Annotated in this window: 22 protein-coding genes; 11 read left to right on the top strand and 11 right to left on the bottom strand. The window is 65.3% G+C overall.

From position 1 onward, the window contains the following. Positions 1-281 precede the first annotated feature (281 nt). Both ACQR1X_RS10485 and ACQR1X_RS10490 read left to right on the top strand, forming a co-directional pair. Positions 282-632: a hypothetical protein gene (locus ACQR1X_RS10485; RefSeq protein WP_315751045.1), complete on the top strand. Its 351-nt coding sequence runs from the start codon at positions 282-284 to the stop codon at positions 630-632. Positions 633-654: 22 nt separating this feature from the next. Further along, the gene (locus ACQR1X_RS10490; protein WP_315799869.1) at positions 655-1,122 is read left to right on the top strand and encodes a hypothetical protein; all 468 of its coding nucleotides are present in this window, start codon (positions 655-657) and stop codon (positions 1,120-1,122) included. 6 nt (positions 1,123-1,128) lie between these two features. Here ACQR1X_RS10490 and ACQR1X_RS10495 read toward each other — a convergent pair whose 3' ends face one another. Continuing rightward, on the bottom strand, positions 1,129-1,359 hold the full coding sequence (locus ACQR1X_RS10495) for a hypothetical protein (RefSeq protein ID WP_315799868.1): 231 nt from the start codon (positions 1,357-1,359) through the stop codon (positions 1,129-1,131). Positions 1,360-1,591: 232 nt separating this feature from the next. On the opposite strand from ACQR1X_RS10495, the gene ACQR1X_RS10500 reads away from it, so the two are divergent. Both ACQR1X_RS10500 and ACQR1X_RS10505 read left to right on the top strand, forming a co-directional pair. Then, positions 1,592-2,482, top strand: a complete 891-nt coding sequence (locus tag ACQR1X_RS10500; RefSeq protein WP_316178619.1) for a DMT family transporter — start codon at positions 1,592-1,594, stop codon at positions 2,480-2,482. 199 nt (positions 2,483-2,681) lie between these two features. Continuing rightward, entirely contained in the window at positions 2,682-4,142 is a 1,461-nt protein-coding gene (locus tag ACQR1X_RS10505; protein WP_315799866.1) for a caspase family protein, read from the top strand. Positions 4,143-4,216: 74 nt separating this feature from the next. On the opposite strand, the gene ACQR1X_RS10510 is transcribed toward ACQR1X_RS10505, so the two are convergent. Next, positions 4,217-4,456, bottom strand: coding sequence for a BrnA antitoxin family protein (locus ACQR1X_RS10510; protein WP_315799865.1), 240 nt, complete (start codon positions 4,454-4,456; stop codon positions 4,217-4,219). A gap of 2 nt (positions 4,457-4,458) precedes the next feature. Continuing rightward, positions 4,459-5,421: a cysteine synthase A gene (gene cysK, locus ACQR1X_RS10515; protein WP_434898772.1), complete on the bottom strand. Its 963-nt coding sequence runs from the start codon at positions 5,419-5,421 to the stop codon at positions 4,459-4,461. A gap of 489 nt (positions 5,422-5,910) precedes the next feature. Between cysK and ACQR1X_RS10520 the strand changes: the two genes are divergently transcribed. Then, complete coding sequence (locus ACQR1X_RS10520) at positions 5,911-6,129, top strand: hypothetical protein (protein WP_315711782.1); 219 nt, start codon at positions 5,911-5,913, stop codon at positions 6,127-6,129. Positions 6,130-6,304: 175 nt separating this feature from the next. On the opposite strand, the gene tgt is transcribed toward ACQR1X_RS10520, so the two are convergent. Beyond that, complete coding sequence (gene tgt / locus ACQR1X_RS10525; RefSeq protein ID WP_316178614.1) at positions 6,305-7,459, bottom strand: tRNA guanosine(34) transglycosylase Tgt; 1,155 nt, start codon at positions 7,457-7,459, stop codon at positions 6,305-6,307. 273 nt (positions 7,460-7,732) lie between these two features. On the opposite strand from tgt, the gene ACQR1X_RS10530 reads away from it, so the two are divergent. Further along, positions 7,733-8,758 (top strand): aspartate-semialdehyde dehydrogenase, encoded by a 1,026-nt coding sequence (locus tag ACQR1X_RS10530; RefSeq protein ID WP_315799862.1) that lies wholly within the window; start codon positions 7,733-7,735, stop codon positions 8,756-8,758. A gap of 111 nt (positions 8,759-8,869) precedes the next feature. Here the strand turns inward: ACQR1X_RS10530 and queA are convergent, their stop codons facing one another. From queA to coaD, 4 genes are all read right to left on the bottom strand, one after another. Continuing rightward, positions 8,870-9,964 (bottom strand): tRNA preQ1(34) S-adenosylmethionine ribosyltransferase-isomerase QueA, encoded by a 1,095-nt coding sequence (gene queA, locus ACQR1X_RS10535; protein ID WP_316178612.1) that lies wholly within the window; start codon positions 9,962-9,964, stop codon positions 8,870-8,872. 198 nt (positions 9,965-10,162) lie between these two features. Beyond that, on the bottom strand, positions 10,163-10,627 hold the full coding sequence (locus ACQR1X_RS10540; RefSeq protein ID WP_315799860.1) for a peptidylprolyl isomerase: 465 nt from the start codon (positions 10,625-10,627) through the stop codon (positions 10,163-10,165). A 291-nt stretch (positions 10,628-10,918) separates the two neighbouring features. Continuing rightward, a complete protein-coding gene (locus ACQR1X_RS10545) occupies positions 10,919-11,482 on the bottom strand; it encodes a peptidylprolyl isomerase (RefSeq protein ID WP_315711771.1) in 564 nt (187 codons plus the stop codon). Between the two features lie 68 nt (positions 11,483-11,550). Further along, positions 11,551-12,045 carry a pantetheine-phosphate adenylyltransferase gene (gene coaD / locus ACQR1X_RS10550; protein WP_316215874.1) on the bottom strand — a complete coding sequence of 165 codons (495 nt, stop codon included), beginning with the start codon at positions 12,043-12,045 and terminating at the stop codon, positions 11,551-11,553. 292 nt (positions 12,046-12,337) lie between these two features. Here coaD and ACQR1X_RS10555 point away from each other — a divergent pair, with 292 nt between their 5' ends. Further along, entirely contained in the window at positions 12,338-12,595 is a 258-nt protein-coding gene (locus tag ACQR1X_RS10555; RefSeq protein ID WP_434898773.1) for a hypothetical protein, read from the top strand. A gap of 43 nt (positions 12,596-12,638) precedes the next feature. On the opposite strand, the gene gyrA is transcribed toward ACQR1X_RS10555, so the two are convergent. The 3 genes from gyrA to ACQR1X_RS10570 all read right to left on the bottom strand — a co-directional run bounded on the left by gyrA (position 12,639) and on the right by ACQR1X_RS10570 (position 16,603). After that, entirely contained in the window at positions 12,639-15,383 is a 2,745-nt protein-coding gene (gene gyrA / locus ACQR1X_RS10560) for a DNA gyrase subunit A (protein WP_315799857.1), read from the bottom strand. 171 nt (positions 15,384-15,554) lie between these two features. Next, positions 15,555-15,953 (bottom strand): DUF2306 domain-containing protein, encoded by a 399-nt coding sequence (locus ACQR1X_RS10565; protein WP_434872846.1) that lies wholly within the window; start codon positions 15,951-15,953, stop codon positions 15,555-15,557. Between the two features lie 152 nt (positions 15,954-16,105). After that, positions 16,106-16,603, bottom strand: a complete 498-nt coding sequence (locus ACQR1X_RS10570) for a single-stranded DNA-binding protein (RefSeq protein WP_315711764.1) — start codon at positions 16,601-16,603, stop codon at positions 16,106-16,108. A gap of 461 nt (positions 16,604-17,064) precedes the next feature. Here ACQR1X_RS10570 and ACQR1X_RS10575 point away from each other — a divergent pair, with 461 nt between their 5' ends. The 4 genes from ACQR1X_RS10575 to ACQR1X_RS10590 all read left to right on the top strand — a co-directional run bounded on the left by ACQR1X_RS10575 (position 17,065) and on the right by ACQR1X_RS10590 (position 20,780). Next, on the top strand, positions 17,065-17,808 hold the full coding sequence (locus ACQR1X_RS10575; protein WP_315799855.1) for an outer membrane protein: 744 nt from the start codon (positions 17,065-17,067) through the stop codon (positions 17,806-17,808). 193 nt (positions 17,809-18,001) lie between these two features. Then, complete coding sequence (locus ACQR1X_RS10580; protein WP_316215877.1) at positions 18,002-18,757, top strand: outer membrane protein; 756 nt, start codon at positions 18,002-18,004, stop codon at positions 18,755-18,757. Positions 18,758-19,041: 284 nt separating this feature from the next. Further along, the gene (locus ACQR1X_RS10585) at positions 19,042-19,827 is read left to right on the top strand and encodes an outer membrane protein (RefSeq protein ID WP_316215878.1); all 786 of its coding nucleotides are present in this window, start codon (positions 19,042-19,044) and stop codon (positions 19,825-19,827) included. A gap of 212 nt (positions 19,828-20,039) precedes the next feature. Beyond that, positions 20,040-20,780: an outer membrane protein gene (locus tag ACQR1X_RS10590; RefSeq protein WP_315799852.1), complete on the top strand. Its 741-nt coding sequence runs from the start codon at positions 20,040-20,042 to the stop codon at positions 20,778-20,780. The last annotated feature ends 147 nt before the right edge of the window (positions 20,781-20,927 follow it).

Here is a 20,927-nt window from a genome sequence, read left to right on the forward strand (position 1 = left end):
CCTGATAAGTTGTGGACATCCTCCCCGCTGGCGCCCTCGCGGTGCCCTGCGAACGGCAGCATGGGCGGTCAGCGGAAAGATGTGGGCGTTCGCCCGCTTATGCCGTGGGCGAAGGCGCAGTTTGCGCACAATGCCGCCCGAATGCCTCCAAGCCGGGTTCCGCATTAATCGTTAATGGACTGAAATTGCTAGATAAAAATCCGTTGTGGCGCTGCGGCAAATTTTCGTCACAATTCTTCCAAATAAGGTCGTGATCAACGACATTTGAGGGACAACGATTCATGCGTCTCGACCGCATTGGAATGGCTTTCGCCGCGTCGATCCTGGTGGGCAGCTCGGCCGCCCCCGCATTCGCCCAGTCGCCCTATGACGGGCAGTGGCAGGTGACGATCGTCACCAACAGTGGCAGCTGCGAGCCCACGGCCAGCTCGACCTTGATCGTCGCAGACGGTAAGATTTCTGCGGCTGGCGCCAATGTGTCGGGTTCGATTGGACGCGAAGGCCTCGTCAAGGTCTCCATCAATGGCGCATATGCGAATGGGCAGCTCAACGGCAATTCTGGCTCGGGCAAGTGGAACGGCGCCTCGGCAGGCATCCCCTGCAGCGGCCGCTGGCAGGCTTCGCGCCTGTAACGGCGCGCACACGCTCCTGAAGATGGTGCGGCGGGTCGCGGCCACCGCCGTTGTTTTGACGGCGGGCGTGACCGCCTCGCCGGGGCATGCCGACCCTGGTCCCTTCACGGGCATGGCCGGAACATGGGGCGGCAGCGGCACGGTTGCCCTCGAGGACGGCTCAACCGAGCGCATCCGGTGCCGGGCCAATTACGGCGTCTCGGGACCGCGGATGACGCTCGTCCTGACCTGCGCCAGCGATGCCTACAAGTTCGGGCTGCAGGCCGAGGTGATCGCTGAGGGCTCGGCCATCTCGGGAACCTGGAGTGAGACCAGCCGCGGCATCAATGGCGTGCTGCAGGGCCGTGGCGGCGGCGGCAACTTCCAGCTGCTCGCGACCACCGCCGGCTTCAACGCCAACATCGCGCTCGCCACCCGCGGCAAGAGGCAGTCCGTGTCGATCCGGGCCGACAGCCAGTTCCGCGCAGCCAACATTTCACTGTCGCGGTGATCCCGATCAACTGCCGCGCCTGGCGCCGGGGACCGCACCTGCGGACGGCGGCGGAGCAAGCTGCGCGGCGGTGCGCTTGATGGTCTTGGCGACCAGCAGCGCCTGCTCCCGCGTCATGGCGAAGTCCTGCACACCTTTATGGGTGGTCAGCGACAGCACCATGAGATGAGGCTCCCGCTCCGGCCAGCCAGTGGCAAAGGCGGTCACGAAGTCGGCTGAAGCGGCGCGTTCGGTCATGTCTTGTCTCTGGCTGCCTTAGACTGTGTTGTGCTGTTCGCGGGCTGTATCGCGGCGGTCGCTTTAGGACGAAACACAGCCACACTCCACGTTTTTCTCGATGACGCGCGTCCGTCGCGAGCAAAGCCTGCAGCGGCGTTGGTGCGCTGCACCGTTGATTTCGTTTGCATTGCCCTGCGCGCGAGGTGATACAGCCCGCCTTCGCCGCCGTCCTCGCTCTCCCCGCCACCGCATGAATCGTCCCGCTTCGAAACTGATTGCCGCACTGTGGATGACGGGCTGGCTCAGCCTGATGCTGGTGATGGCGGTGGCCGGACGCGAAGCGATGCGCGAGCTCAACGTGTTCGAGCTGATGGAGCTGCGCTGCCTGATCGGCCTGGTGATGCTCTCGCCGGTCATCGCCCTCAGCGGAGGCTTTGCCACCTTGCGCACCTCGCGGCTCAAGCAGCACGCGGCGCGCAACCTCGTCCATTACGGCGCGCAGCTCGGCTGGTTCTTCGCGCTCACCTTGATCCCGATCGGCCAGGTGGTGGCGATCGAGTTCACGATGCCGATCTGGACGGCGCTGCTGGCCGCGGCCTTCCTCGGCGAGCGCATCACCCTGTTCAAGCTGGCGGCGATCGGGCTCGGCCTCGTCGGCGTCGTCGTGATCGTCCGCCCGGATACCGGGGCGATCAATCCGGGACAGCTCATCGCGCTGGCCGCCGCGGTCGGCTTCGGTATCTCGATCGCACTGGTCAAGCTGCTGACGCGCACCGAGCCCACCGTGTCGATCATCTTCTGGATGCTGGTGGTGCAATCCGTCGCCGGCCTCATCCCTTCGCTCGTATTCTGGACGCCGCCATCGGCCACCGCCTGGGGCTGGATCCTGCTCGTCGCCCTCTGCGGCACCTTCTCGCATTTCTGCATGGCGCGGGCGCTGCTCTACGCCGACGCCACCATCGTGGTGCCCATGGATTTTCTCCGCGTTCCGCTGACCGCCACCGTCGGCTGGCTGGTCTATGCGGAGCGTCTCGACGGATTGACCGTGGTCGGCGCGGCGTTGATTCTCGCCGGAAACCTGCTGAACCTGCGTCCGCCGCAGCCTCGGCCGGTGCCGATGGGCAGTTCGGCAGGGACCTGAGGCGCCGAGCATCCCCTCAAGCGGCGTGACCCGGATCACGGAACCGCCGCGCTACACGCGATCGTCGTGGATCTGGCGCAACACCCGCGAACTGGTTTATGGCGGAAGCGTGATTTTTTGACCGGGAACAAGACTTTTGGCGCCGATCCGCGACAAATGCTGCAGTGAACGCTTCGCTTGATCGTTGGGGGATCTCCTGATGCGCTATCTCACCGTCGCCCTGTCCCTGCTCTGCGTGGTGCTGACCGCTGAAGCCGCCAAGGCCGACCGCCGGGTCGCCTTTGTCGTTGGAAACGGCGCCTATAAGAGCGTGGCCCAACTGCCGAACCCGCCGGTCGATGCCAAGGCCATGGCGGCCACCCTGCGCAACGTCGGCTTCGACGTCGTCGAGGGCACCAATCTCACCCGCGACAAGATGACCGAGAAGCTGCTCGATTTCGGTCGCAAGGCGCAGGGCGCCGATATCGCGGTGTTCTATTACGCCGGACACGGCATTGCGATCGCCGGCACCAACTACCTGCTGCCGGTCGACGCCGACCTGAAATCGGAGATGGACGTCAAGCTGGGCTCGGCCATCAACATCGACGTCACGCTCGACCAGACGATGGGCGACGCCAAGGTCAAGCTCGTCTTCCTCGATGCCTGCCGCGACAATCCGTTCGCCGCCAAGATCAAGTCGAACTCGCCGACCCGCAGCGTGTCGGTGCAGACCGGCCTGGCCGAGATGAAGTCCGGCGAGGGTACGCTGATCGCGTTCGCCACCGGCCCGGGCCAGACCGCCCTCGACGGCGAGGCCGGCGCCAACAGCCCGTTCACCCGCGCGCTGATCTCGCACATCGCCCAGCCCGGCATCGAGATCCAGCAGGCCATGACCGCCGTGCGCGCCCAGGTCAATGAGGAGACCAGCAAGGGCCAATTGCCCTGGGGGCATACCAACCTGATCGGCGCCGTCTACCTCAACCCGGCGGCGGCCCCTGCTGCAACGGCCGCCACGGCCGGGACGACGCCGGCCGTCGCGACGGCCACCGTGACCGCAGGCGAAGCCGAGCTCGAATTCTGGCGCTCGGTGAAGGACTCCAACAAGCCGGAAGAGCTGAACGCCTATCTCTCGACCTACCCGAACGGGCAGTTCAAGTCGCTGGCGATGGCGCGCATCGCCGCGATCGAGAGCGGCGCCATCAACACCGCCACTCGCAACGTCGCCAAGGGCGTCGATCCCGCCACCTACACCGAGGAAGGCACTCAGGTCAGCGAGGATCAGATCGGCCTCGACAAGACCAAGCGCCGCGACGTGCAGCGGCGGCTGACCGGTCTTGGCTTCGACACCAGGATGACCGGCGTGTTCGACGACCAGACCCGCGGCGTCATGAAGCGCTGGCAGGCGGCCCGAGGCTATCCGTCGACTGGATTCCTGACCAAGCTGCAGCACAAGGCGCTGCTGGCAGAGCCGCAGCCCGCGCCGGCGACCGCCGCAGTCGGCGACGAGGCCAGGCCGCGCCGCGCCAAGCCGGCCGGCAACGTGGCTGCCGGCGGCCCGCCGCCTCAGGGTGCGCCGGTCTATCGCAATCCGCCGCCGCAGGACAATTCGGGCAACGCCGCCGGCGCCGCCTTCATCGGTGGCATGATGGGCGGTGTGCTCGGCAGCGCGCTGCGCCGGTAAGCGACTTCGTCTTTCCCCCGTAAAAAAGCCCGGAGCACGAGCTCCGGGCTTGTTCGTTAGAATGCAGCCGCCCCTCAGAGCCCTGCCGCCTTGCGCAGCGCCGCGTTGATGCGGTCCTGCCAGCCCGGCCCTTGAGACTGAAAGTGCTCGAGAACGTCCTGGTCGATCCGCAACGTCACCTGCTCGCGCACACCAGGAACCGCCGCCTTCTTCGGCGGCGCCTCCACCGGCTTGGTGGTCACCTTCTTGAACGCGGCCTCGGCCTCGGTACGGGCGTCAGCGAGCGTGCGCGGACGCCGCGGCTGGTCGGCCATGATCAGATCCCCTCGAACAGTGCGGTGGACAGATAGCGCTCCGAGAACGACGGCACGATCGCCAGGATCATCTTGCCCGCGCTGTCCGGCCGCTTGCCGATCTCGATCGCGGCTGCAATCGCCGCGCCCGAGGAGATCCCGCCGGGAATGCCCTCGGTGCGGGCCAGCGCGCGCGAGGTCTCGATGGCGGTGGTGCTGTTGATCTTGACGATCTCGTCGATCACCGAGCGGTCGAGAGTGTCCGGCACGAAGCCGGCGCCGATGCCCTGGATCTTGTGCGGCGAGTGCTGCCCACCCGACAGCACCGGGCTCTCCTCCGGCTCGACCGCGACGACCTTGAGGCCGGGCTTGCGCGACTTCAGCACCTGGCCCACGCCGGTGATTGTGCCGCCGGTGCCAACGCCGGCGACGAACACGTCGATATTGCCCGCCGTGTCGTTCCAGATCTCCTCGGCCGTGGTGCGGCGATGGATGTCCGGGTTTGCGAGGTTCTTGAACTGCTGGGGCATCACCGAGTTCGGCGTCGTCTGCAACAGCTCCTCGGCGGTGGCGATGGCGCCTTTCATGCCCTGCGACGCCGGCGTCAGCACGATCTCAGCGCCGAGGAAGGCGAGCATCTTGCGCCGCTCCACCGACATCGACTCCGGCATCACCAGTTTGAGCTTGTAGCCACGCGCCGCCGCGACGAAGGCCAGCGCGATGCCGGTATTGCCCGAGGTCGGCTCGATCAGCACGGTGTCGGGCTTGATCACGCCGGCCTGCTCCATCGCCAGGATCATGCCGACGCCGATCCGATCCTTCACGCTCGCGGCGGGATTGAAGTATTCCAGCTTGGCGAGGATGGTCGCCTTGACTCCATGTTGCTCCGGCAGCTTTCGCAACCGCACAATCGGCGTATTGCCGAACGCGTCGACAATTGAATCAAATACGCGCCCGCGTCCTGGACGCTGTGCTGACGACTCCATGAAATCACTCCTCTGCGCGCCCCGCGCGACGTCGACAACGCTTCTGACCATCTTCAGCGAGCCTGTTGCGCTGCGCAAGCACGTTTGCGCGATCTTAGGACGATCGCGGCGCACAACAAGTCGTGGCTAAATTGCGAAAAACCAACGCATTTGTGTTGCGACAAGGTCAATAAACTCGGTGTATGCTTGATTTCAGCCGGATGAAGATTCACGGTGCAGGTCGACTGCAACCCGGGCGGACATCAGCAAGATGTCATCTTCGGAGTGATACAATCGGGGCGTTCGTGCCAAACGAAAGCGCCGTTGTAGAATAGATATAAGAACAGACCACCCAGACAAAACTCTTTGTGTGACGGATTTGATATCCGCGAAAGTTGGACTCGTCGGAAATAGACCCGTTCGAACGCGACTTGTTCGAAATCGACCCTTTTCGAAATTGACGTCGTTCAAGCAGAGATCGCCAACAAAGAGATCGTCCAGGAGGTCAATATGTCAGCACTCGCTGATCTCGTGTCGACCGCAACCGCCCGCCCGAATCCCCGCGGCTGCGATCTGCCGACATGCCCGGTCTGCGCCGACTCCATGATTGCCGCGGAGGCGTCGGCATATTTGGCTGACAATGCGATCAGCTATCTCTGGACCTGCGACACCTGCGGCTATGGCTTCGTCACCAAGCACTCCGTGAAAAGCCGCTTCGTCTGCAACTGAACGGCCCCAGGGCGAGAGAGTTCCGCGACGTGATGTCACGGCCGTTCGATGGCCGAGGATAACGCAACCGTCGGCCATCGAGCCGGTCGGCAGTGCATGATCAGCACAATTTCATGAGGGCCGGCGCACAGGGCCGGGCTCACAACAAGCTGACGGCCTTCACCTGAAGCGGCCGTCAGCCGGCGCGCGAGGCGATGTCGCCGCGCGCCCAATCGGCCTTGGTGCGCTCGTAGAATTCCGTGAACCGCCCCTGTGCAATCGCCTCGCGCATCCCGGCCATCAATTGCTGGAAATAGGCAATGTTGATTTCCGACAGCAGCGTCGCGCCGAGCGCCTCGCCCGCCTTGATAAGATGATGCAGATAGGCGCGGGCATAGCTGCGCGCCGCCGGCCACGGGCTCTCCTCATCCAGCGGCCTGTCATCGTCGGCATGACGCGCGTTGCGCAGGTTCACTGGCCCGAAGCGCGTGTAGGCGACGCCGTGGCGGCCGTTGCGGGTCGGCAGCACGCAGTCGAACATGTCGATGCCGCGCCGGACCGACTCCAGGAGATCGTCAGGCGTGCCGACGCCCATCAGGTAGCGCGGACGGTCGGCCGGCAGCGCCGGCGCGGTCGCCTCGATCATCTCGAGCATGACCGCCTGCGGCTCGCCGACGGCGAGGCCCCCGATCGCATAGCCGTGGAATCCGATCTCGACCAGCGCCTGCGCGCTGGCGACGCGCAATGCGGGCACATCGCCGCCCTGCACGATGCCGAACAGCATGTAGCCTGCCGGCGCCTTCTCGAAGGCGCGGCGGCAGCGTTCGGCCCAGCGCAGCGACAGCCGCATCGCGCGCTCGATATCGTCGCGCTCGGCCGGCAGCCGCACGCATTCGTCGAGCTGCATCGCGATGTCGGAGTTGAGCAGGCGCTGCACCTCGATGGCGCGCTCCGGTGACAGCTCGATCTTCGCGCCGTCGATGTGCGAGCGGAACGTCACCGCCTGCTCGGTCACCTTGCGCAAGCCCGACAGCGACATCACCTGGAAGCCGCCGGAATCGGTCAGCATCGGACCGCCCCAGCCGGTGAAGCGCTGCAGGCCGCCAAGGGCGGCGATGCGCTCTGCTGTTGGCCGCAGCATCAGGTGATAGGTGTTACCCAGCACGATGTCGGCGCCGGCCTCGCGGACGTCGCGCCAGTGGATGCCCTTCATGGCGCCGGCGGTGCCGACCGGCATGAAGGCCGGGGTGCGCACCACGCCGTGCGGAGTCGTCAGCCGGCCGGTACGGGCCGCGCCGTCTGTGCCGAGCAGTTCGAAATGGTTGGGAAGGTCGCTGACCGAGGAGCTCATGGCCGGCTTATTGCGTCAGGACCGCCCCCGATTCAACCGCGATGGCGCTGTTTTGGTGCCTTTCGGCCGTTGACGGCGGTTCCGGCCGCCCCTATGGTCCGGCGCCATGTCGACCTCGACCAAACGCACGACGAAAACCACCAAGCCCTTGCGGGCCTCGGGAGGCGTGCGCGCGTAGTCGAACTCGATTGCGACCATCTTCGAACCGAAGCCCCGCCTGATGAAGGTCCGGGGCTTTTTTTATGTCCAGATTCCAACCGGAGACTTGAAGACGTGCCTCACGATCCCACCATTGCCATCGTCGGCGTCACCGGCGCCGTCGGCGCCGAGTTCATCGCCACCCTGGACCGCCGTAATGTCCGCGTCGGCAAGCTCAAGGCGCTGGCAAGCGCCCGCTCGGCCGGGCAGACCCTCACCTTCCGTGGCCAGACGATCGTGATCGAGGAGCTCAACGAGCGCTCGTTCGAAGGCGTCGACATCGCGCTGTTCTCGGCCGGCAGCGGCATCTCCAAGAAGTTTGCGCCGATTGCGGTCCGCTCCGGTGCCGTGGTGGTCGACAACTCCTCGGCCTTCCGGATGGACCCGAACGTTCCGCTGGTCATCCCGGAGATCAACGCCCGCCGCATCCGCGACCACAAGGGTATCATTGCCAACCCGAACTGCGCGGCCATCACGGCGCTGGTGCCGCTGTGGCCGATCCACCAGAAGAACCGCATCAAGCGCATGATCATCTCGACCTACCAGGCCGCCAGCGGCGCCGGTGCGGCGGCGATGGACGAGCTGGTGCAGTCGACCCGCGCGAGCCTCAACGGCCAGGTCTATGCGCCCAAGGTGATGCCGCACCCGTTCGCCTTCAACCTGTTCAGCCACAACACCGCCATCGATCCCGACACCGGCTACAACGACGAAGAGACCAAGGTCATCAACGAGACCCGCAAGATCTTCGAGGATGAAGGGATCGCCGTCGGCGTCACCTGCGTCCGCGTGCCGGTGCTGCGCGCGCATTGCGAGGCGATCACCTTCGAATGCGAGAAGCCGATCACCGAGGACGACGTCCGCCGCATCCTGGCGACCGCGCCCGGCGTGCGCGTGGTCGACGACCGCGCGAAGAACTACTTCCCGATGCCGGTCGACGCCTCCGGCCAGGACGACGTGCTGGTGGGCCGCATCAGGACGGATCTGTCCGATCCGTCAGGTCACTCGATCGCGATGTTCGTCGCGGCCGATCAGCTGCTCAAGGGCGCTGCGCTGAATGCGGTGCAGATCGCCGAGCTCTTGCCGGAGCAGGCCATGGCGTGAGGCGGCCACGCACCCTCCTCACCAACACTGTCATCACCCGCGAAAGCGGGTGATAGACGGTGGGCACGCATCGCCTTCGGCGCCGCTTTGCCCACCCTACGTTTCTGCGCTCTACGGCTCGACGACCCGCTCGTCCGGCTGGCGGAACAGCAGACACGCATCGCCGTAGGAATAGAACCGGTAGCCGCTTTGAATCGCATGCGCGTAAGCCGCCTGCATCGTCTCGAGCCCGGCGAAGGCCGAGACCAGCATGAACAGGGTCGAGCGCGGCAGATGGAAGTTGGTCATCAGGATGTCGACCGCGCGAAAGCGATAGCCGGGCGTGATGAAGATCGACGTCTCCGCCTCGAATGGTGCGATCGTGCCGTCGGGCTGCGCCGCGCTCTCGAGCAGCCGCAGCGACGTCGTTCCGACCGCGACGATGCGGCCGCCTTGGGCGCGGGCCTGGTTCAGTGCAGCGGCGGTCTCAGGCGTCAGACTGCCCCACTCCGCATGCATGCGGTGGCCTTCGGTGTCATCGACCTTCACGGGCAGGAAGGTGCCGGCGCCGACATGCAGGGTGACGCGCTGCAGCCCGACGCCGCGCTCGCGCAGCCGCCGTTCCAGCGTCGGCGTGAAATGCAGTCCGGCGGTGGGGGCCGCCACCGCGCCCTCCTTGGCCGCGAACATGGTCTGATAATCGGTCGCGTCCTGCTCGTCTGCGGGCCGCCTGCCGGCGATGTAGGGCGGCAGCGGCGGCCGGCCGAGATCGGCGATCGCCTGGTCGAGCGCGGGCCCATGAAACACAAAGGACAGCGTCAGCTCGCCCTCCTCGCCCTTGGCTTCGACGGTGGCGTCGAGATGGCCGAGCAGGCAGACCTTGCCCTCGTTGCCGAAACGGATCGTATCGCCTGGCGCGAGCTTCTTGGCGGGCCGCACCAGCGCCTGCCAGCGCGAGCCGTCGAGCCGCTTGATCAGGGTCGCCTCGATCTTCGCCTCGGTCTCGCGGCTGATGCGGCGTCCTGAGAGCTGAGCGGCGATGACCTTGGTGTCGTTGACGACGAGCTGATCGCCCGGCTCCAGCCAGTCCGGCAGGTCGGCGACCGTGCGGTCGCGCAGCACGCCATCGCCCTGCACCACCAGCATGCGCGCGGATTCGCGCGGGCTCGCCGGCCGCAGCGCGATGTTTTCGGGGGGCAACTGAAAGTCGAAGAGGTCTGTGCGCATCGTCGTTCTGGAACGACCGTCGAAAACCTCATCCTGAGGAGCGCGTCAGCGCGTCTCGAAGGATGAGGCCCGACTGTGGCCTCATGGTTCGAGACGCGTGCTGCGCACGCTCCTCACCATGAGGGTCAAAAGCCGAGGGCGGTACTGCACACCGACCATGAACACGCCGAGAGGCGTGTTCATGGAGAGGGTCGTTGGTTACGCCGCGTCGGCGGCCATGTAGGCCTTCACGATCTTGTCCGGGTTCTGCACCGGCTCGCCGCGCTTGATCTTGTCGACATTCTCCATGCCCTCGGTGACCTTGCCCCAGACCGTGTACTGCTTGTCCAGGAAGCGGGCGTCGTCGAAGCAGATGAAGAACTGGCTGTCGCCTGAATCTGGATTGGCCGCACGCGCCATCGAGGCGGTGCCGCGAACATGCGGCTCGGCGTTGAACTCGGCCTTCAGCTTCTTGCCGGAGCCGCCGGTGCCGGTGCCCTGCGGGCAGCCGGTCTGCGCCATGAAGCCGTCGATGACGCGGTGGAAGACGATGCCGTCGTAGAAGCCCTCGCGGACGAGCTCCTTGATGCGCGCGACATGGCCGGGCGCGAGATCGGGACGCATCTCGATGGTGACGGGGCCCTGGGTGGTCTCGAGGATCAAGGTATTTTCGGTCACAGCCATGCTGGTCTCTCGGTTTTGGTAGAATTGACGGGGGTCAGGACAAAGCAAATCCTGGGTCTGAAATGTCGCGGCGCCTTCCCATGTGCGGCCGTCACCCCTCCTGACGGCAATCCGAGCACGACGAGGCCCGCGATGCTGGTCCAGAATAGACCCAATGCGTTTAAAGCTGAAGCCACCGGCCCTGTCGATGTGGCGGGCCGGCAGAATCGGCATGCCGCCGCGACGTGGCAAAAGGTTCCTTAAGGCCCGAGGGAACCGGGCGCGAGACCCGGGTGTCCCCCTGCTCTGCCTCTACTTGATGTCCGAGGCGACCTGAACCTTCACCATCTTGTCCGGATCGGTGACGGCACCGCCCGAGGAGCCCGGAGGCGCCTTCTTGAGCTTGTCGACGACGTCCATGCCCTGCACGACCTCGCCAATCACGGTGTATTGGCCGTTGAGGAAGGAGGCATCGCCGAAGCAGATGAAGAACTGCGAGTTGGCGGAATCGACGCTATCGCCCCGGCGCGCCATGCCGACGGTGCCGCGCTTGAACGGCGTTGACGAAAACTCCTGCTTCAGGTTCGGGTACTTCGAGCCGCCGGTGCCATTGAAGTTCTGGCCGTCACCGGTCTGCGCCATGAAGCCGTCCATGACGCGGTGGAACGGCACGTTGTTGTAGAAGCCTTCGCGCGCCAGCGTCTTCAGCCGCTCGGCATGCTGTGGCGCCAGATCGGTGCGCAGCTTGATGATGATGCGGCCCTTGGTGGTGTCGATGACCAGGGCATTCTGCTTGTCGAGGCCGGCAGGCAGCGACTGGGCCAGCGCCGGCAATGCGAAGACGAGAGCGAAGACGAAAGCGAGCGCGCGGATCATGGCAACTCCGATGACATGAGACGATGTGGAGAGGAAGGCACCGCCGGAACCGGCCGGTGCCTGAAGGATCACTTGAACTTGGCCTTGAGACTTTCGGCCACCGACGGCGGCACGAAATGCGAGATCTCACCGCCCATGGCGGCGATCTGGCGAACCAGCGTGGCTGCGATCGGACGGACACCCACCGAGGCTGGAACGAACACCGTCTGGACCTGCGGTGCCATGGTCTGGTTCATGCCGGCCAACTGCATCTCGTAGTCGAAATCGGTGCCGTCGCGCAGGCCCCGGATCATCATGATCGCACCGGCCTTCTGCGCGGCCGTGACCGTCAGATTGTCGTAGGTCGAAGCCTCGAAGCTGCAGCCCGCCGCGGCTGCCACGGGGCCGAAGATCTCATGCGCCATCGCCAGCCGCTCCTCGGTCGAGAACAGCGGCTTCTTGCCGTGATGCACGCCGACCGCGACGATCAGGCGGTCGCAGAGGTGGACGGCCTGCCGGACCACATCGAGATGGCCGTTGGTGACGGGATCAAACGAGCCCGGATAGAGCGCAATGCGTTGCATGCGCTCGTCCTATACCGCCCGGAACAGGCCGGCAAGCCGCCGTCAGGCGCGCTGGCGTGGCTGTGATGGGCAAAGAGCGGCCGAGAGACTGCATTGCGATGGAACGAGGTGCGACGCCGGTGGGCCGGAACCGTGGTCGGCTACCGCGATTGTTTCGTCGGAACATCCGACATGAAACACGCTCGCGCCGAGACGAAACCAATTCGCCCGTCCCGCGAAGACGTCTCGAAACCCGACCTGGTTATCAAATCGTTAACGAACACGGGCCGAACGGCCCAGACAGGGGACCGTCATGATCAAAGCGCTATCTGCAGTCGCAGCAGCCGGCTTGGTGGCTGCCGGCATCACCCTCCTGCCCGGCTTCGCTCCCCAGGTCGAAGCCAGCGTGCCGCGTCCGCTGGCCAAGGGGGACCGCCTGGACATCCGCCCGATCGGCCGCGACTGCTCGCAGCAGGCCTGGCCCAACTTCGAGGCGGGCTGCCTGCGCAGCGCCGGAACCCGGGGAACCATCCGCGAGGCCAGGATGGTCTCGGTCGAGCGGACGCAGTGAGGCGAACAGCGAAAGATCTGCGTCGTCCGCGATTCGCTACGCCCTATTCGCCATTCGCCTGGTCAGCGTTCCCGTTGCCGTTCTCGGCCTCCTCGCCGATATGCTCCACCGAAACGACGTGCTCATCATCGGCGGTGTCGAACACGATGACGCCCTGCGTCGAGCGTCCCGCGATGCGGATGCCGTCGACGGGGCAACGGATCAACTGCCCCTTGTCCGTCACCAGCATGATCTGATCGCCATCCTCGACCGGGAATGAGGCGACGAGCTTGCCGTTGCGGTTGTTGACGGACATCGCGACGATGCCTTTGCCGCCGCGGCCGGTGGTGCGGTACTCGTAGGACGAGGTGCGCTTGCCGTAGCCGTTGACCGAGACGGTCAGCACCACCTGCTCCTGCGCCGACATCTCGACATAGCGTTCCTGCGACAGCTGGATCGCGCCAGCGGCCGCCTCCTCGCCCTCGGCCTCGACCGGCTCCTCGGTGGCAGCATCGCCCGACATCGCCCGGCGCATCTTCAAGTACGCCGTACGCTCGTCCGAGGTCGTCTCGACATGGCGCAGGATCGACAGCGAGATCACCTTGTCGCCGCCGGCGAGCGCGATGCCGCGCACGCCCATCGAGGTCCGACCGGTGAAGACGCGCACGTCGGTGACGGGGAAGCGGATGCACTGCCCGCCCGACGCCGTGAGCAGGACGTCGTCGCGCTCGGTGCAGATCTGAACGTTGACGATCTCTTCGCCCTCGTCGAGCTTCATCGCGATGATGCCGGAGCGGCGCACGTCGACGAAATCCGACAGCTTGTTGCGGCGGACGTTGCCGCCGGTGGTCGCGAACATCACGTCGAGATTGGCCCAGGAGGATTCATCCTCCGGCAGCGGCATGATGGTGGTGATGCGCTCGCCCTGCTCCAGCGGCAGGATGTTGATCAGCGCCTTGCCACGCCCGTTGGGCGCCGCGATCGGCAGCCGCCAGACCTTCTCCTTGTAGACCTGGCCGCGCGACGAGAAGAACAGCACCGGCGTGTGCGTGGAGGCCACGAACAGCCGGCTGACGAAATCCTCCTCGCGGGTCTGCATGCCCGAGCGGCCCTTGCCGCCGCGGCGCTGCGCCCGATACGCCGACAGCGGCACGCGCTTGGTGTAGCCGGCATGCGACACGGTCACGACCATGTCCTCGCGCTGGATCAGGTCCTCGTCCTCGACCTCGCCTTCCTGCTCGGCGATCACGGTGCGGCGCGGCGTGCCGAACTCGGCCTTAACAGCGGCGAGCTCGTCCTTGATGATTCCCTGCACCCGCGCCCGCGAGCGCAGGATGTCGAGATAGTCGTTGATCTCGACCTTGAGCTTGTCCAGCTCGTCGGAAATCTCCTCGCGACCGAGCGCGGTCAGGCGCTGCAGGCGCAGGTCGAGAATCGCCTTGGCCTGCTCGAACGACAGCCGGATGGTGCCGTCCTCGGAAAGACGGTGGCGTGGATCGTCGATCAGCGTGATGATGGCCTCGACGTCGCGCGCCGGCCAGTCGCGCGACATCAACGCCTCGCGCGCGGTCGCAGGATCGGGCGACGTCCTGATGACCCGGATGACCTCGTCGATATTCGCCACGGCCACCGCAAGGCCGACCAGGATATGAGCGCGGTCGCGCGCCTTGTTGAGCAGGAACTTGGTCCTGCGCGTGACGACACGCTCGCGGAACGCGACGAAGATCGTCAGCAGGTCCTTCAACGTCATCGTCTGCGGGCGGCCGCCGTCGAGCGCCAGCATGTTGGCGGCGAAGCTCGTCTGCAGCGGCGTGAACTTGTAGAGCTGGTTGAGCACGACGTCCGGCACGGCGTCGCGCTTCAGCTCGACGACGACGCGGTAGCCGTCGCGGTCGCTTTCGTCGCGCAGGTCGGCGACGCCTTCGATCTTCTTTTCGCGCACCAGTTCGGCGATGCGCTCGACCATCGTCGCCTTGTTCACCTGGTAGGGAATCTCGGAGATGATGATCGCCTCGCGATCCTTGCGGATCGTGTCGATCGTCACCTTGCCGCGCATCATGATCGAGCCGCGGCCCAGGTGATAGGCCGAGCGGACGCCGGCGCGGCCGAGGATGATGCCGCCGGTGGGGAAATCCGGCCCTGGAATGATGTTGATGAGGTCGTCGATCGTGAGCGCGGGATTGTCGATCAGCGCGATGCAGGCATCGATCACCTCGCCGAGATTGTGCGGCGGGATGTTGGTGGCCATGCCGACCGCGATGCCGCCGGCGCCATTGACCAGCAGGTTCGGATATTTGGCCGGAAGAACCGACGGTTCCTTGTCGGAATTGTCGTAGTTGGCCTGGAAGTCGACGGTGTCCTTGTCGATGTCGTCGAGCAGCGGAATCGCCGACTTGGCGAGCTTCGCTTCGGTGTATCGATAGGCCGCGGGGGGATCGCCGTCGACGGAGCCGAAATTGCCCTGGCCGTCGATCAGCGGCACGCGCATCGAGAAGTCCTGCGCCATGCGCACCATGGCGTCGTAGATCGACTGATCGCCATGCGGATGGTATTTACCGATGACGTCGCCGACCACGCGCGCGGACTTGACGTACTTCTTGTCGGGCGTGTGCCCCTGCTCGTACATCGAATACAGGATGCGCCGGTGCACGGGCTTGAGGCCGTCGCGCGCATCGGGCAGCGCTCGCGACACGATCACGCTCATCGCGTAATCGAGGTAGGAGCGTTTCATCTCGTCGAGGATGGAAACGGGACGAATGTCGGAAGGTCCGCCCGGCTCGCCGGGCTTCTCATCTTCTTTATCGGACAAAGGGGATACCGGTCGGTTTTGACACGCGAAAATCGCTTGGAATCATATAGCGCATGGCGCTGCCGCTAGCCACCCCCAAGGGGGTTCGGAGCGCGCTTTTTCTGCTCGCCTTTCCAGGGACTTAACCGATTGCCGCGGCCGCCCATGGCAGGCTCCGGGAACCCTGTTTGGCTATGGGCCGAAGACCACCTTGTGCATGATCCGTCCAGGCATGAGCGTGAACAGTCCGGCAATCACGAGGGCGCCGGAGAACAGCGTGATCATGGCCCGGCGATGGGGCCCCACCCGATGGCGGTGCGCAGCCCACACCGCAACCGGCAGCACGGCCAGCGTATAGAGCGACAGCAGGTGAATCGGGCTGAAGGGACCGACCAGCCGGATGGTGTGAATCCAGAACGAGCTGGCCGCAACGGCGGCCATGAGAGCGACCCAGATCCAGCCGAGCGTTCGATGCGGCAAGGTCCCTTTCGGGGCTGCGAACTGGACCAGCCCCAGTGCGAACGCCGTCATCGCGGCGACAGCGTGCAGCAGCACGGCGGGCTCGGCGGCGAGCAGCGGTGCGAAGCTCATGCAACACCCCGGTGGTCACGTTACGCACAGCTCAAGCGAACGAAACGTCAGACGCGCGCGATCGCCTGCAATGCGAGACCCGAGGTGATCGCCCCGGCTCCCGTCCCGACACGGACGGAAGCCACCTTGTATCGACCGAGGACGCAGGCGGCTCAGAACGGAATGTCGTCGTCCATGTCGCTGTTGCGTCCGCCACCGCCGGCCGAAGCGACCGCGCGGCGCGGCGGCGCCATCGACGGACCGCTGCTGCCGAAATCGCCGCCACCCATGTCATCGGAGAAGCTGCCGCCCCCGCCACCACGGCCATCGAGCATCGTCAGGGTCGAGTTGAAGCCCTGCAGGACGACCTCGGTCGAGTACTTCTCGACGCCGCTCTGGTCGGTCCATTTGCGGGTCTGCAGCGCGCCCTCGATGTAAACCTTGGCGCCCTTCTTCAGATACTGCTCGGCGACCTTGCAGAGACCTTCATTGAAGATCACCACACGGTGCCATTCGGTCTTTTCCTTGCGCTCGCCGGTCGCCTTGTCGCGCCACGTTTCCGACGTCGCAATGCTCAGATTGGCGATCGGCCGCCCATCCTGCGTACGCCGGATCTCGGGGTCCTTGCCGAGATTGCCGACCAGAATCACCTTGTTCACACTACCCGCCATCACCACTCTCCCGCGGTTCTCGATCATCGGACCGGCCTGCCTGTCAGCCTCTCGGCACCACGCGACCCGGCCCTTCCTCTCGGGCCGGACCCTATACGGTCGCCACGCCGGCCACCTGCATTCTCGCTGCTTATCCACATATAGCAGGCCGCACCCAATTGTTCCAGTTTTGTTCGCGCGCCTGTGTATACAACCGTGCGTCGAGTTCCATGGAACTCAATGGAACCGAAAGTTCCCCATATGGAACCGCGAAAAAGTTCCGTCAATCACGAAAAAGCGATTAACTTTCATCAGCTTACATTGCCCCACTTCCTCCCCGCCTGTGGCTTTTGGGAGACGGTATCCAGGGTTGAATCGCGTATATTTGAGGACGGATTGGGGCCGCAAGCGTGGTCGCACCAACTTCACAGACGTGCGTCTCCGGGGACCATTTTGGAGACGCCCAAAGCGGGAGACTTGGGATGAAAAGAATTTTTCTTGGAGCTGTCAGCTTGATGGTTTTGGGGGCGCTGACGCCGGCGGGAGCCGCCGATCTCGCCGCCCGCCCGTACACGAAGGCCCCGGTGATGGCGCCCGCTCCGCTTCCGACCTGGGCCGGCTTCTATCTCGGTCTGCAGGGCGGTGGCGGCTGGGGCCGCAGCGATGAGACCTTCTTCGGTGCGCCGAATACGGCGATCTTTGCCGGCACGCAGCGTTACGACATCACCGGCGGCTTCGCCGGCGGCGTGATCGGCTACAATTGGCAGGTCGACAACATCGTGTTCGGCCTCGAGGGCGACTATCACTGGGCGGACATCGACGGCCGCTCGGCCGTGATCAACGCCGGCGTCGGTGACACCTACTTCACCAAGCTGCGCGGCTTCGGCGACATCAAGGGCCGGCTCGGCTGGGCCACGGGTCCGGCACTGCTCTTCGTCAGCGGCGGTGCCACGGTCGGCGATCTGCAGCACCGCTACGATGGCGTTCCCGGCAACGTGTTCGTGCAGAACGACTGGCGCTGGGGTTGGACGATCGGCGCCGGTGCCGAGTACATGTTCGCTCCGAACTGGTCGGCCAAGGTCGAGTACAACTATCTCGATTTCGGCAAGAGCTCGATCCAGTACTCCCCGGTCGCGACCAACCGCTCGGAGTGGAGCGACACCGTCCATACCGTCAAGGCCGGCATCTCCTACCACTTCGGTGGTCCGGGCATGTCGCGCTACTGATCGCACGCCAAGAGCGAATATGTCGAAAGGCCGGCCTCGCGCCGGCCTTTTTTTGTGTGCCAGAACCGGTACTTGCCGAGCCGTTGTGTCCTTTGGGTGACGGCTTTTTACGGCGGAAGGGGCTATCAAGGTCCGGCGGGTGGGCGTTGGTGAGAGCGTGCGTGCGGGCGTCGGACTTGGTTTGGGGAATGCGATGAGAAGGCTGTTGCTGGGGGCGACAACTTCGCTGGCGCTGGGGATTGCGCCGGCCATCGCTGCCGATCTGCCCGCGCGCACCTTCACCAAAGCGCCTGCGATGATCACAACGATCTATGATTGGAGTGGTTTCTATGTCGGCCTGAACGCCGGCGGCGCATCCTCCCGCACCTGCTGGACCAACAAGGTCAGCTTCGCAGGTGTCGCTGCGACCAACGCCGAGGGTTGCCACGATGCGACCGGCGCGCTGGCGGGCGGCCAGATCGGCTATCGCTGGCAGGCTGGCGGCTGGGTATTCGGCGTCGAAGGTCAGGGCAACTGGGCCAACCTCAAGGGCAGCAACACCAGCCAGTTCGCCCCGGCCGTGACCAACCAGACCAAGATCAACGGCATCGGCGTGTTCACGGGCCAGGTCGGCTATTCCTGGAACAACGTGCTCTGGTACGTAAAGGGCGGCGCCGCGGTCGCAAGCGAGAAGTACAACGGTCTCGCCACGGCAACGGGCGCGGCTCTCGACCAGTCCAGCGCCACGCGCTGGGGGGCTGCGGTCGGCACCGGTGTCGAGGTCGGCTTCGCCAAGAACTGGTCGGTCGCAGCCGAATACGAGCACCTGTTCATGGGCAACCGCACCCTGGGCTTCTCCGGTGTTCCCGGCGGAGCCGCGGGCCGGACCGATGCGGTCGGCCAGGACGTCGACATGGCGACGGTCCGCGTCAACTATCGCTGGGGCGGTCCCGTCGTCTCCAAGCACTGACCCTCGAGGACAGGCACTCGAAGACTGGCGCGCTCGAAGACTGGCACTCGAGGCCTGACGCGCCAGGCGCTCACCATGCGTGCCCTCGGGACAGCTCCACGATCGGCGCGACGGCCGCGATCTTTACCCGCGCTTAAGCACGTTCGACACATCCCGCCGCACGCCTGCTGCCGATCACGAGTTTAGAAAGCAGTGTCTCCTACAACCAGCCACAGGCCACCTTCGCGTGGGCCCGGATCGGAGGGATCCGGTGCGAGGACAGTTATGGGACTGGGGAGAGACGAATGCAGAAGACGACCTTGATCTTGACCGCTGGAGCCGCGGCCCTGGGACTGGCACCGGCCTCCGCGGCCGACTTCGCGACGCGCCCTTACAGCAAGGCGCCGCCGCCCGCCTATGTCACGCCGCTGCCGAGCTGGGCCGGGTTCTACCTCGGCGTCAATGGCGGCGCCGACTGGAGCCACAACTGCTGGACGCTCAATCGCGTCGGCGGCGTGCCGGTCGTGCCGACCCAGTCCGAAGGCTGCCACAATGCCTCGAGCGGACTCATCGGCGGCCAGGTCGGCTATCGCTGGCAGGCGGCGAGCTGGGTGTTCGGCGTCGAGGCCCAGGGCGACTGGACCGACCTGAAGTCGTCGAACGCGAGCACGGCTGCGCTGGCTGCAGGCATCACCAACACCACCAAGACCGATGCGATCGGCCTGTTCACCGGCCAGGTCGGCTATGCCTGGGGCAACGTGCTCTGGTACGTGAAGGGCGGCGCGGCCGTCACCCACAACAAATACACCGGCACGGCGAATGCGGCTGCGCCCTTCCCGGTCGGCACGCTGCTGGATTCCGCCAGCGAGACCCGCTGGGGCGGCACCGTCGGCACCGGCGTCGAGTTCGGCTTCGCGCCGAACTGGTCGGTCGCCGTCGAGTACGACCACCTGTTCATGGGCTCGCGCGACATCAGCTTCCCGGCCACCGCCACCGTGCTGTCGCGCGTCGACACCATCAAGCAGGACATCGACATGGCGACCGTCCGAGTGAACTATCGATTCGGAGCGCCGATGGGCACCCGCTACTGAAAAAAGCCGCCACTCGCGCGCATTCGGAAAGGCCGGCCTCCACGCCGGCCTTTTTCGTGTCAACAGCCCGGCAGCGTCGCGGCGTTTTTGTGCTAAATATATGATTTATAACGCTTTTTCGTTTCTGTGGCGGGCGCGTTACAGCGTCTCCGGGATGCCCTGTGTATGACTTGCCCATCGCTTGTCATTCCAACCTCCCGGGGGAGAATTTGATGAAGAAGTTGCTTGTGATCACGACGGCCCTCGCCGGCGTCGCGGCCGCCACGTCCGCGTCGGCGGCCGACATGGCGGCACGGCCCTACACCAAGGCGCCGCCCATGGTCGCGCAGATCCTGAGCTGGTCGGGCCTCTACGCCGGCATCCAGGGCGGCGGCGGCTGGGGCACCAGCAAGGAAACCTTCCTTGGCCGCTTCAATGCGCCGGGCTTCCTGGGCACCCAGAACTACAACACCAATGGCGGCTTCGTCGGCGGCGTGCTCGGCTACAATTGGCAGGTCGACAACGTCGTGTTCGGCCTCGAAGGCGACTATCACTGGGCCGACATCAACGGCCGCTCCGCAGTGGTCAATGCCGGCGTGGGCGACACCTTCTTCACCAAGCTGACCAGCTTCGGCGACATCAAGGGCCGCCTCGGCTACGCCGCAGGTCCCGCTCTGTTCTTCGTCAGCGGCGGTGCCGCCGTGGGCCAGCTGCAGCACCGCTACGACGGCGTGCCAGGCAACGTCTTCAGCCAGACCACCACCCGCTGGGGCTACACGGTCGGGGCCGGCGCGGAATACATGTTCGCCCCGAACTGGTCGGCCAAGCTCGAGTACAACTATCTCGACTTCGGCAAGAGCGCGATCCAGTACAGCGCTTTCGCGACCAACCGCTCCGAGTGGAAGGACACCGTCCACACCGTCAAGGTCGGCCTCAGCTACCATTTCGGCGGCCCGGTCATTGCCAAATACTGATACCTGCAACCGACAGGTTCCGAGAAAGGCCGGCGAAAGCCGGCCTTTTTTGTTGCACCGATACCACCGTGCCGGCTCGCCACACACGGAACCAAGCAATTGAGTAACATAGGCTTTCTGGAACTGGGCCGTAAAAACGCGGTTTGG

Source organism: Bradyrhizobium sp. HKCCYLRH3073, assembly GCF_051167995.1.
Lineage (GTDB): Bacteria > Pseudomonadota > Alphaproteobacteria > Rhizobiales > Xanthobacteraceae > Bradyrhizobium.